At 56.9% G+C, this 12,718-nt stretch carries 11 protein-coding genes; 4 read left to right on the top strand and 7 right to left on the bottom strand.

Annotated features, from left to right (window positions below):
• The 4 genes from P8Z34_16150 to rpsL form a co-directional block, all read right to left on the bottom strand.
• Positions 1-119, bottom strand: a 119-nt coding sequence (locus tag P8Z34_16150; GenBank protein ID MEJ2552205.1) for a GTP-binding protein, incomplete at its 3' end; no start/stop codon positions are given.
• Between the two features lie 48 nt (positions 120-167).
• Positions 168-2,246 (bottom strand): elongation factor G, encoded by a 2,079-nt coding sequence (fusA, locus tag P8Z34_16145; GenBank protein MEJ2552204.1) that lies wholly within the window; start codon positions 2,244-2,246, stop codon positions 168-170.
• 43 nt (positions 2,247-2,289) lie between these two features.
• Positions 2,290-2,757 (bottom strand): 30S ribosomal protein S7, encoded by a 468-nt coding sequence (rpsG, locus tag P8Z34_16140; GenBank protein ID MEJ2552203.1) that lies wholly within the window; start codon positions 2,755-2,757, stop codon positions 2,290-2,292.
• Between the two features lie 50 nt (positions 2,758-2,807).
• Positions 2,808-3,236: a 30S ribosomal protein S12 gene (gene rpsL / locus P8Z34_16135; protein ID MEJ2552202.1), complete on the bottom strand. Its 429-nt coding sequence runs from the start codon at positions 3,234-3,236 to the stop codon at positions 2,808-2,810.
• Between the two features lie 76 nt (positions 3,237-3,312).
• Here rpsL and P8Z34_16130 point away from each other — a divergent pair, with 76 nt between their 5' ends.
• Positions 3,313-3,537, top strand: coding sequence for a hypothetical protein (locus P8Z34_16130; GenBank protein MEJ2552201.1), 225 nt, complete (start codon positions 3,313-3,315; stop codon positions 3,535-3,537).
• Between the two features lie 26 nt (positions 3,538-3,563).
• On the opposite strand, the gene P8Z34_16125 is transcribed toward P8Z34_16130, so the two are convergent.
• From P8Z34_16125 to P8Z34_16115, 3 genes are all read right to left on the bottom strand, one after another.
• Positions 3,564-7,472 carry a DNA-directed RNA polymerase subunit beta gene (locus tag P8Z34_16125; protein MEJ2552200.1) on the bottom strand — a complete coding sequence of 1,303 codons (3,909 nt, stop codon included), beginning with the start codon at positions 7,470-7,472 and terminating at the stop codon, positions 3,564-3,566.
• 338 nt (positions 7,473-7,810) lie between these two features.
• Complete coding sequence (locus P8Z34_16120; GenBank protein MEJ2552199.1) at positions 7,811-9,070, bottom strand: transglycosylase SLT domain-containing protein; 1,260 nt, start codon at positions 9,068-9,070, stop codon at positions 7,811-7,813.
• Positions 9,067-10,170, bottom strand: a complete 1,104-nt coding sequence (locus P8Z34_16115; protein MEJ2552198.1) for a tetratricopeptide repeat protein — start codon at positions 10,168-10,170, stop codon at positions 9,067-9,069. Before P8Z34_16115 ends, P8Z34_16120 begins: the two co-directional genes overlap by 4 nt.
• 120 nt (positions 10,171-10,290) lie before the next feature.
• Between P8Z34_16115 and mtnA the strand changes: the two genes are divergently transcribed.
• From mtnA to P8Z34_16100, 3 genes are all read left to right on the top strand, one after another.
• Complete coding sequence (gene mtnA, locus P8Z34_16110) at positions 10,291-11,343, top strand: S-methyl-5-thioribose-1-phosphate isomerase (protein ID MEJ2552197.1); 1,053 nt, start codon at positions 10,291-10,293, stop codon at positions 11,341-11,343.
• Positions 11,340-12,290: a carbohydrate kinase family protein gene (locus P8Z34_16105; GenBank protein ID MEJ2552196.1), complete on the top strand. Its 951-nt coding sequence runs from the start codon at positions 11,340-11,342 to the stop codon at positions 12,288-12,290. Before mtnA ends, P8Z34_16105 begins: the two co-directional genes overlap by 4 nt.
• A 2-nt stretch (positions 12,291-12,292) precedes the next feature.
• A partial coding sequence (locus P8Z34_16100; GenBank protein MEJ2552195.1) for a hypothetical protein occupies positions 12,293-12,718 on the top strand: 426 nt, incomplete at its 3' end.

Genomic DNA, 12,718 nt, shown 5'->3' with positions numbered 1-12,718 from the left:
CCGAAGAACGAGCAGTACTTCGTGATCGCCGCCGTCAGCGTCGTCTTGCCGTGGTCGATGTGTCCGATCGTGCCCACGTTCATGTGCGGCTTTGTGCGTTCAAATTTGCCTTTCGCCATTTCTTTCCTCTCGTTTCAGCTATGATTTCAATTTTTCAACACAGGCGCTCACCGCGCGCCTACCAATATTCCCTTGCTTACAGACTCGGCCACCGCTTCGTAGTGATCGAATTCCATGGTGAAAACTCCACGACCCTGCGTCATCGAACGCAGGTCGGTCGCATAACCGAACATTTCCGCCAACGGAACCTTCGCCTGGATGGCCTGTACGTTGCTGGGACGAATTTCAATGCCTTCGATCGCTGCTCGCCGGGATGCCAAATCTCCGGTTACGTCGCCGACATGATCTTCCGGTACGACGATCTCGGCACTCATCACCGGCTCGAGCAAGATCGGACCGCCCTGTTGGACGCCTTCCTTGAAGGCCAGCGAGCCAGCAACCTTGAAAGCCAATTCGCTCGAATCGACTTCGTGGAACGATCCGTCGATCAAAGTGACCTTTACGTCGGTCACCGGATACCCTGCGATCACTCCGCCTTCGGCGGCTTCGCGCACGCCCTTCTCCACGCCGGGGATGTATTCCGTCGGGATGACGCCGCCTTTGATCTTCGATTCGAAGACGATGCCGGTTCCGGGTCCTCCGGGTTCGAGTTTGAGCACCACGTGGGCATACTGCCCGCGTCCACCGGTTTGTTTAACGTAGCGCATTTCCACCGCAGGCACGGTTTGAGAGATCGACTCGCGGTAAGCAACCCGTGGCCGTCCGACGTTGGCCTGCACCTTGAACTCGCGGAGCATGCGGTCGATCAACACTTCCAGATGCAGTTCACCCATGCCCCAGATCATCGTCTGGCCGGTGTTCTCATCCACTCCCACTCGGAAAGTCGGATCTTCCTCCGCCAGCTTCTGTAACGCTTCCGACATCTTATCCTGGTCAGCCATCGTCTTGGGCTCGATCGCCAGGAAAATGACTGGCTCCGGGAAAGTAATATTTTCGAGAATGATCGCATTGGCCGCATCACACAGCGTGTCTCCGGTGAAGGTCTGCTTCATGCCCAGAACGGCGCCAATGTCACCGGCGAGGACTTCGTCGATATCTTCCCGGCGGTCGGCGTACATGCGCAGCAGTCTGCCCACACGCTCACGCTTCTCTTTGTTGGCGTTGTACACCGTCGAACCTTTGGTGATTTTTCCCGAATAGACACGGAAATAGGCCAAACGACCGACGTAAGGATCGGTCACGATCTTGAACACCAGGGCACTCAGCGGCGCGGAATCTTCCGCAGGGCGAGATAGCTCTTCGTCCGTATCGGGTTTGCGTCCGACCACATCGGGGATATCGAGCGGCGAGGGCAGGTAGTCGACCACAGCGTTCAACAGCAGTTGTACGCCCTTGTTCCGCAGGGCCGATCCACAGTACACCGGAGTCGCCTTTCCCGAAATCACCGCTCTGCGCAGGCCCTGCTTGAGCTCCTGGGTGGAGATCTCTTCGCCCTCCAGGTATTTGAAGGTCAAATCATCATCGGCTTCGGCGATCAGTTCGATCATTTTCACTCGCCGATCCTCAAATTCCGCCTTTAAATCAGCAGGAACGTCGCTCTCTTCCGGCGTCGTTCCCAATTCATCTTTCCAAATAATGGCCTTCTCATCGATCAGATCGATGACCCCCACAAACTTCGCTTCGCTTCCGATGGGCATCTGTACTGCGATCGGATTGGCTCCGAGACGGTTGCGGATACTTTCGATCGTATGCTCGTAGGAGGCGCCGAGGCGATCCATCTTGTTGACGAAACAAATACGCGGCACACCGTAGCGATCCGCCTGCCGCCAGACAGTCTCGGATTGTGGTTCGACGCCTTGCACGGCGTCGAAAACAACAACGCCGCCGTCCAACACTCGCAAGGAACGTTGAACTTCGGCGGTGAAATCGATGTGACCGGGGGTGTCGATGATGTTGATGATGTAATCACGCCACATCGCGGTGACGGCCGCTGAGACGATAGTTATCCCGCGCTCACGCTCTTGATCCATCCAGTCGGTGACCGTGGTGCCATCGTCTACAGAGCCCAACCGGTGCGTTTTGCCCGTGTAAAACAATACCCGCTCGGTCGTCGTCGTTTTACCGGCGTCGATGTGGGCAATAATACCGATATTTCGGTAACGCTCGATCGGATATTGACGAGTCATGACAAACCACGATCAGCCGAATGGCCGAACTCCTTCCAGCTATCTACCAACGATAATGTGCAAAAGCCCGATTGGCCTCTGCCATACGATGTGTTTCTTCACGTTTGCGAATCGCCGCGCCTGTGCTGTTGGCAGCGTCTATCAATTCCGCCGCCAGTTTTTCCGCCATCGTTTTTCCCGGACGCGCACGCGCCGCGGCCAAAATCCAGCGAATCGCCAGCGAAGTGCGTCGATCCTGTCGTACTTCGACGGGCACCTGATACGTCGCGCCACCGACCCGGCGGGGTTTGACCTCCAGAACGGGCGCCGTATTCTTGATTGCCTGCTCGAAGACTTCCACCGGATCGCGTTTGGCTCGTTCGCCGACAATGTCGATCGCGTCGTAAACGATCCCCATGGCGACGCTCTTCTTGCCTTTCTTCATGATTCGGTTGATCAACTCCTGCAGGAGTTGATTCTCGTAACGCACGTCCGGCTTGATTTCTCTTTTTTCAGGCTTGGTTCTTCGCATTTGCCTGCTCCAGCTTCAAATCCCAGTCGCGATAAACCGACGACCGATGACTATAGCGACGATTCCTTTGGTTTTTTCCCGCCGTACTTCGAACGGCCCTGGCGTCGATCATCGACGCCGGTGGTGTCGAGCGTGCCGCGAACGATGTGATAGCGTACACCCGGCAGATCCTTCACACGACCACCTCGCACCAGAACGACCGAGTGTTCCTGCAACGAGTGTCCTTCCCCGGGAATGTAGGCCGTGACCTCGATGCCGTTCGTCAAACGCACACGTGCCACCTTGCGTAAAGCCGAGTTCGGCTTTTTCGGCGTCTGGGTTCGAACCTGCGTACAAACACCCCGCTTCTGCGGAGCACCCTTCGGCTGCCGAAGGCGGCGTTGCTTGTAGGAATTGAAAATATACTGCAACGCCGGAGCCTTGGTCTTCGAACGCTTCGGTTTACGCTTCTTGCGTACCAGTTGATTGATTGTCGGCACCTTTATTCCTCCATCTCGTTCAGGCGCACATCACACTGTTTTCGCTACCGCCATTCACTAAGGGAGACCATCTGACGTGCACGATGGCCTCGCCTGGTTCTACCGGTTATTCTTTTCGGTCAGGTTGCACCCGCAGCATTTCTACGCCGCGGTCACACCCTCCGGCGGCTCGGAACGACGAGCGTTTATTCTAACACGCCGCCCCAACGCCGTCAAGGAACCCGTCACGATAAATCGATCTTCCCTCGATCTTCGAACGCCTGCCGGGAATCTTTCACCCAACGAATACCCTGCACGGTAACGCTTTCGCCTGATTTCCGGCTCGCGTTAGAAACGCGGTTTCATGTCCAACAGGCCCAAGCCCAGACGTGGCGGACGAGTCCGTTCTTCGTCCTTGCCGAAGCGAATGACCTCACCCTCGTCGCTGATCGCTTCAACAGCGAGTCCCAGGCTCTGCAGTTCCTTGACCAGAACCCGGAAGGAGGCCGGTACGCCCGGTTCTTCCACAGCCTCGCCTTTCACGATCGCCTCGTAGGTCTTCACCCGGCCTTGAACGTCATCGGATTTGACGGTCAGCATCTCCTGCAGCGTGTGCGCTGCGCCGTACGCTTCCAGCGCCCAGACTTCCATCTCACCAAAGCGCTGGCCACCGAACTGCGCTTTGCCGCCGAGTGGCTGCTGCGTTACGAGTGAATACGGTCCCGTCGAGCGGGCATGGACCTTATCTTCCACGAGGTGGTGCAGTTTCATCATCAGCACCTTGCCGACGGTAACGGGTTGATCGTACGGTTCGCCCGATTTTCCATCATAGAGCACCTGTTTACCCAGAATGGGCATGGGGGAACCGACTTCCTCCATTAATTCTTCGGCGGCGGTCCGTAAGGTTTCGAGAGATTTGATGTTCCCCGTCTTCCGGTCGTACGATTCGATCCACAAGCGCAAACAAGCTTCAATGCAGTTCAAATCATCTTCGTCGCGCTTTGCGATCGGAATACCGCTGTTTTCGAAAACCAACAATTCATCCGGGTCGTAGTCTTTTTCACGCAGCCATTCTCGCAGTGTTGCCCTGCGGGCATAGCGCGTGTCGATGGCAAGCAAATCCGCATCGTAGTCTTTGTCCCGCAGCCATTGTTCCAGGTAAATACGGCGCACTTCGTTATCGTCCTCGAAGGCTTCTTCCTCGTAATACCCTTCTTCTTTGGTCCATTCCCAGGCCCGCTCGCCGATCTCGAGCCACGCGCGATCGATCATCCAAGCTCGAGCCAATTCCGCTTCCAACTCCATCTCGCTCGCGCCGTCGAATGCCGGCGTCACCGCACGGAATTCGAGTTTGTCGGCCGCCCAGCCGAGATGCGCTTCCAGGATCTGCCCGATGTTCATACGGCCGGGAACCCCCAATGGATTGAGGATCAGATCGATGGGCGTACCGTCTTCGAGAAACGGCATGTCCTCGATGGGCACGACTTTGGAAATTACGCCCTTGTTGCCGTGCCGTCCGGCCATTTTGTCGCCCTCCGTGGCCTTACGCCGCTGTGCCACAGAAACACGCACCATTTTTTCCACGCCGGCAGGTAAATCGCGATGTTCCTCGCGAGTGAAAACCTTGACGGCCACGACCTTTCCCCGCTCGCCGTGCGGCATGCGCAGGGAGGTGTCTTTCACTTCACGCGCCTTCTCGCCGAAGATGGCTCGAAGGAGTTTTTCTTCCGGCGTCAGTTCCTTTTCACCCTTGGGGGTGATCTTCCCCACCAAGATATCGTTCGGTCCGACCTCCGCCCCCACGCGAATGATGCCTTCCTCCGTCAGATCGCGCAGGGCATCATCACCCACGTTGGGTATATCGTAGGTGATCTCCTCCGGTCCGAGCTTGGTGTCGCGTGATTCAACTTCGTGCTTCTCGATGTGGACCGAGGTAAACAGATCCTCGCGCACCAAACGCTCCGAAACGAGGATGGCGTCCTCGAAATCCCCTCCCTCCCAGGAGATGAACGCGCAGAGAACGTTCTGTCCCAATGCCAGTTCCCCTTCCGCCGTGGAGGACGAATCTGCGATGACGTCGCCCGTCTTCACGCGCTGCCCCTTGATCACTGCCGGGCGCTGATCGATGCAGGTGCTTTGATTCGAGCGGTTGAATTTCCGCAGATTGTACGTGTGCGTCTTTTTCCCGCTGCGAACGACGACCTTATTTCCGGTTACGGATACGACTTCACCATCCTCTTCCGCCAGGATCACCTGTCCGGAATCGAGGGCCGCGTAACGCTCCATCCCCGTGGAAACGAGGGGTACTTCCGGTTGAACCAACGGAACGGCTTGTGTCTGCATGTTCGAGCCCATCAAGGCGCGGTTGGCATCGTCATGCTCGAGAAACGGGATCAACGCGGCGCTCACACCGACGATCTGCCGGGGAGCGACATCCATGTATTCGATCTGATCCGGCGGGAAGAATTGGAATTCTCCCATGTGCCGGCAGGAGGCACGTTTGCGGACGAATTCTGAGGCATCGTTCAATGGGGCATTGGCCTGCGCGATCACGAAACGGTCTTCATCGTCCGCCGTGAGATACACGATTTCGTCCGAGACGAAAGGCACGATGGGGATAGGCTGGTCGGCCTTCTCCAGCTGCTTCGCGGTCTTGTCCGTGATCTGTTCCCCGTCCTCGACGATCGCTTTCTTGCTGCGAGGATTCACGATTTCGCCGCGCGCCCGCCGCCCGATGATGCGCTCGTCGCTTGCATTCAATTCGCGGATCACTTTGCGGTACGGCGTTTCGATGAAACCAAAATCGTTGACGCGCGCGTAGGAAGAGAGCCGGCCGATGAGGCCGATGTTCGGACCTTCGGGGGTTTCGATGGGGCAAATGCGGCCGTAGTGCGAGTTATGCACGTCGCGCACATCGAAGCCTGCACGCTCCCGGCGCAAGCCGCCCGGTCCCAATGCGGACAGGGTTCGTTTGTGGCGCAGTTCTGCCAGCGGATTGGTCTGGTCCATGAATTGTGACAACTGGCTGGAGCCGAAGAATTCGCGCAGCGAGGCGACGACGGGCCGGATGTTGACCAGGGAGACCGGTGAAATCTGGTCCTGGTCACGAATCGACATGCGTTCTAAAATCACGCGTTCCATGCGCCGCAAACCGACGCGCAGTTTACCCTGGATCAACTCACCCACCGTCTTCACGCGGCGGTTACCGAGATGGTCGATGTCGTCCGGCTCGGCGGCGTGGTTGTTGATCAAGATCAGGCGCTCGACGAGACGCACGATGTCCCAGGTCGAAACACGGCGGTAGTCGAGCGGCACGATGTTGTGCAGATCAAGTTTCTGATTTAGCTTGTAGCGCCCGACTCGTTCCGTATCGTAACGCCGTTGATCGAAGAGTTGATCGTGCAGATACTCGCGTGCGTTGTCCAGAGTCGGCGGATCGCCAGGGCGCATACGGCGGTAGAACTCGACCAGGGCTTCCTCGGCCAACGTGCGCCCTTCCTTAATATCCCACGTGGGTTCCTGTCGAATGGTCGTGGCAATGTAGGGATGATCCGGATTGTTGTCCGCCTCGGCGAAGAGTTCGAGCAGTTCTTCATCCGTACCCTCTTTGAGTGGCGATGAACCCAATCCATCGTCGATCGCTGAAAGCGCGCGCAGAAAGATCGTGATGGGGATGGTGCGTTTGCGGTTGAATTTCAAGGTCAGATAATCGCTCTTGCGGGTTTCGAATTCCATCCAGGCACCGCGATCCGGAATCAACTTGGCTGTAGCCAGCCGGCGGCCCGTGGCCCGATCTTCGGGCGCATCGAAATACACGCCCGGTGAACGAATCAACTGGGAAACCACCACGCGCTCGGTACCGTTAATGATGAACGTCCCTTTTTCGGTCATGATCGGAAAATCGCCAAGGAAGATGTCCTGGCGAATTGGCTCAGGGACTTCCGACCCCGCCAGCAACACGGAAACGTAGAGCGGCGCGGCGTAGGTTAAATCACGCTCGAGACACTCCTCAATTTCGTGCTTGGGGTCCTCAAACCAATAACTTAGTTTGAATTCTTTCGACTCGGGCGAATCGCCCGGGAAAAACAACTTCATCCCGCCATTGTAGGAAATGATGGGTGAAATCTCGTCGAACAATTCCTTCAACCCTTTTTCCTGAAGCCAGCTGAACGAATCCAGCTGCACCTCGATGAGCCGCGGAAGTTTATAAACATCTGGTATGCGGGTGTACCATTTCTGACCCAATTTGGAAGCCATACGCGAGCTCCTCCTGAATTTCACGAACCGCATTCTACCTTTTAAAAAAACACAACAGAGACGCGAAAAACCGCCGGCACGTTCTGGCCGGAATCGGATTTTTGTACGTCTTCTTATCGCTTCATCTATCTCGCTATATTCCCTTGATTTTCCCCAATTTATGGTCACCAAAACATCATTATATCCTAAAAATAAGACTGTTGTCTACTATTTTCCCGGGATTCTCTCATGATTCACCCGCTTTCCCGAGGTCCGCAAGCTTGTGTTTGCTGCTTCTCGCTGCAGGCAGAACAGGAGGCGCCGCTTTCCGATGGACTAGAAGGACAGATCGGGGTGAGTCACTGAGAGCCGTACAAACGGCGGTAGTTTGAGAACGCCCAATAGATCACGCGAATGTAATCCCGCGGCTGGCTAAAGCGAACGCATTCCAGGAAAAGGTCGGGATCGTCGGGAGCAAGTTCCTTCCACGCCAGCGCATTTCCCGGGCCGGCGTTGTAGGCAGCCAATGCGGCATACAAATCGCCGTCGAAAAGATCGCGCTGTTCTGCCAGATACTGCGTTCCGAGGCGGGCGCTCACGTAGGGCCGATAGAGATCGTCATCCGTATATCCCTGCGGCCATTGATAGCGATCGGCCAGATACTGGCCCGTATCCGGTACGATTTGCATCAAACCCCGGGCCGTAGCGTAGGACAGCGCGAATCCTTCAAACAGGCTTTCCTGGCGTGCTACGGAGAGAAGGAACATGGTTTCAAAACCGTATTCTCCTGCCACTTCCGAAAACAAGCTTTCGAAGTAAATTCCGAAGCGGATACGACTTAGGTAGTTGGGCGCGTAGAGGGTCCCAGCTTCATCCATCCCGGCGAGGGTCATGATCTGCTTCGAAGCGTAGATGGCCGATCGATAGAGGCCGATTTCCAGATAGGTGTGCATCAAGCGGTACGTCGCTTCCGCATCGTTGGCGTAGGCTTCCCGCAGCGATTCGAACTCGTCGCGGGCATCCTCGTACCGTCCCAATGCCCAAAATTCCTTTCCCCGGATCATGCGTGCGTCGCCGGCCAATGCAGGGGATAGCGAAGTCAAAGGCTCCGGCCCCGTAATGATGAACTGTGTTCGCAGCCACTCCTCCGCCTGGGCACGCTCTGCATCCAGATCGTATTCCAGATTAAAGCCCCCTTCCGGCACACGAAATGGCTCCCATCCGGCCAGGATGTCCGCGGCACGGATGGAATAATACCCGCCGCGATCCGCCTCGGAAGCCAACTGATAGGCCGCTCGCGCCGCTTCAGCATCACCAGCAGCATCGTTCGCCTTGCCGATCCACAGATAAGCGGCAGCACGTTCATCCGCGCTGCGCACGTGAGCCAGCGAACGTTGAAACGTGTCGGCAGCCATATCCATTTCATTGAGGCGGTAGCGTGCAGTACCCGCCAGGAACAGCGCCCGGAAAGACCAGGTCGAATCGGGATACTCTCTCGCCACCCGTTCCCAGTAATCGATCGCCGCAGGCAGGTCCCCACTGATTTCACTCACCCGTCCGGCGTCGAAAACGAATTCCGCTGCTCGGGCGTGATCTGGAACCGCAGCCGCGAAATTCAGAAGAGTATCGATCGCTTGAGGATACTGCTCCAGATACGCCCATTGCGTTGAACGGCGGCCTCGTAATTCCCCAAAGCGCGTAATGTGAGACCCCTGAAATAATGCACCGTGCCGTCATGGGTATCCGGAAAAGCGTACAAATACCGATCGAAGGCAGCCAGGGCAACACCATACTGGCCAGCGTAATAATCCACCAGGCCGCGATCGAACTCATCCACCGCTACGCCATCCTCGACGAGAATCACCAAGCCTTCATACGAACTGTAGGCGCCGGGGAAATTCACAACCGCATCGAGATAGCGCGCATATGCTTGCTCATAATTGCCGAGTTTGGTATACGCCTGTCCCAGCAAGTAATCCATCAAGGCGCGCAGGTAATCTTCACCGGTCTTGTTGTAGATCGCATCGTACTCTGCAATTGCTGTCTCGTAATCCCCAGAATCAGCGCGCGTACGGGCAACTTTGATCTCGGCGCTCAATCCCTGATCCAATCCGGGGGACACCAGCGCAGCCTGATACGCCTCGAGTGCTCCGGCATAATCCTTCGCTGCATACGAAATATCCCCGATTTGTTCCTGCGTATATGAATCGATGAGCCCGGGACGCTGCGCCAGGTAATGACGATAATCGTCCAACGCCTGTTGGGACATACCGAGCGCCTCGTAGGCCTCTGCACGCAGGAAATAAGCCTGGCCGAAGTCTTCGTGTTGGCTGAATCTGGCCAGATATTGGGTCAACGCGTCCACAGCTTGATTGAAGCGTCCGGCCCGTAAATGCGTTTTCGCAACGCCAAGCTGCGCTCGCGCGCGGGTTTCGTCGTCCGGCGCGAAGTTTAATGCGGTCTCGAACTCGATGAGTGCTTGATCCCAATTTCCAACAAACAGGGCTTGCTCTCCCAGTTCTACCCGCGCTTCGGGCTGTGGAGTAGGCGTGAGTGTCGGCGTGGGTGTCAATGTGGCGGTAGGTGTGACGGTGGCCGTGGCAGTGAGCGTAGGTGTATGTGTGGCGAGGAAGCTGATGGAGATGGGAAGATTGCAGGCCAGACTTCCAACAGCAGTAACGATCAATATAAGGAAGAATCGAGACGCACGCCGTCGCACGGGTGCATCATAAAGCAAGGGCAGAAGAACGTCAATCTTGTGAGTTTCGGCTCTCCATGCTACACTGCAAACGAACATTCCACTGCGCTCTCAGATGAGGGCGCCTTTTTGTGTGAAGCCATGCGATCGGTTATCTGGGAAGAAAATGGACCTGCCGTACGCCTTATCGACCAGCGTCTGCTCCCTGCGGAGTTGAAGACCGTCGATCTGGTGAACGTCGAACAAGTCGCCGACGCCATCCGTCAGATGGCCGTACGCGGCGCACCGGCAATCGGCGCCGCAGCCGCATTTGGCCTGGCCCTGGCAGGTTATCCATCCTCCGCAGCCAATGCAGAGGAGTTTTGGGTCGACGTTCAACGTGCGGCAAGATTACTGCGCGCCACACGGCCGACTGCGGTCAATCTGCGCTGGGCGCTGGACCGCCTCCTGGCCGCCGCCGATAACCTGCAAGCGGATGGTCCGCAGCGCATGGGCAAGGCGCTGCTCGACGAAGCCCAATCCATCGCGGACGAAGATGTAGAAATCAATCGCCGAATCGGCCGGCATGGCGCGGCGCTGATACAGGACGGCGATACACTGCTACATCACTGCAACACCGGCGCATTGGCAGCGGTGGACTACGGCACGGCGCTGTGTGTGATCCGCACGGCGCACGAACAGGGAAAACGTCTTTTCGTCCTGGTCGATGAGACTCGTCCGCGCCTGCAGGGAGCGCGCCTGACGGCATGGGAACTCGAGTGCTACGGCATTCCCTACGCGATCATCACCGACGACGCAGCGGGATACTTTCTACAAAACGGCGACGTGGCCAACGTCTTCGTCGGTGCAGATCGCGTGGCAGCCAACGGCGACGTGGCCACCAAAATCGGCACCTACATGCTCGCCCTGGCCGCGCACGACAACGGCGTCCCATTCTATTGCGCCGTGCCCACGTCGACCATCGACTTGCAGCTCTCCATCGGGGAACGGATCCCCATCGAAGAACGCGATCACGGTGAGGTGCTGGATTTGGAGAAAGAAGGTCAACTCGTGGCGCCCACCGGAAGCAAAGCGCGCAATCCCGCCTTCGACATTACCCCCCAACGACTGATTACCGCTTTCGTCACGGAGGCCGGAATCATCCGGCCACCTTACGCCAACACGCTAGAGGAGGCTGTGAGAGAGACGTCATGAAGATCGTTTTAACTGGTTCTATCGCTTTTGATTATTTGATGACCTTCCCGGGGAAATTTCAGGATCACATCCTCGTCGAGAAACTGGAATGCATCAGCTTGTCTTTCCTCGTCGACACACTCGTTCGCCGGCCTGGGGGTAACGCAGCCAACATCGCCTACAACCTGGCGCTGCTCGGTGAACACCCTACCGTGATGGCGACGGTCGGCGAAGATTTCGAAGTGCAACGTCTTTGGCTCGAAGAGCAAGGAGTGGATACCAGCGCCATCCGCACGATCCCGGATGTGGCCACGGCTTCCTTCTTCGTCAACACCGATCAGTGCAACGCGCAAATCGCCAGTTTCTTCACCGGTGCCATGGCGTACGCCTCGGAGTTGAGCTTTTCCCAACTTCCCGAGAAACCCGATCTGGTGGTTATTTCCCCCAATGATCCGGAAGCCATGGCAAATTATGCCCAAGAATGCCGGCAACTTGGTATTCCTTACATCTACGATCCGAGCCAGCAAATCGTTCGACTTACTGGAAGCGACATCCAGGCAGGCATCGAAGGCGCGATGGCTCTGTTCGCCAACGAGTACGAATTCAGCTTGATCGTGGATAAAACCGAACTTGATCTCCCGGCGATGCTCGAAAGCTGCGAGTTCGTTATCGTCACGCAAGGTGAACATGGTGCTCGGATTTATAACGCAGACGGCGAGGTCTCGATCCCGATCGTACCCCCCAAGGCGATTCTCGATCCCACCGGCGTCGGCGACGCTTTCCGCAGCGGCTTTCTGAAAGGCTACGTGCACGGTCTGAGCTTCGAGCGCTGCGGACAGATCGGCGCACTGGCGGCAACTTACTGCCTCGAGTCCGACGGTCCACAGTCGCACAGTTATGACCTGAAGGAATTCACCGCCCGTTTCCGCCAGTATTTCGACGATCAGGGCGACCTGGATCGAGTGTAACGGTGGATCCCATTGCAAGGGAGCAATTACGCGGTCTCCTGGAACACGATCGAATCTGGTCTGCATACGCACTGGCCGATCTCGATCCCAGGGAGGACGAGAACAGCAGCTGGTTGTTCAACGAGTTTGCGGTCGTTCTACTCTACCGCGGCTTGTCTCCGGCTGTGCTCTTCACCAGCGGTGAAATCGGGCAGCTACAGGCGCTGCTCAACGACGTTCCACCCGGACGTTTCATCTACCTTCTAAAACCCGAGCATAAGGATTTACTTGCCGGGCGTCTGCGAGTCGAGTCCGAGGAGATCATGTACCGCATGATCCTGAAGGAGGAAACTTTTCCTGGAATCCCCAAGGGCGAGGTGTCTGCGTTGACCAGTGCGGATCAACCCGCCATCGAAGCACTCTTCGCCGATCACCCCGATCGACCGGAC

This window comes from Anaerolineales bacterium, from assembly GCA_037382465.1.
GTDB lineage: Bacteria > Chloroflexota > Anaerolineae > Anaerolineales > E44-bin32 > WVZH01.
The sequence above is the reverse complement of the archived record's forward strand: the minus strand, read 5'-3'. Positions and strand labels throughout refer to the sequence as shown.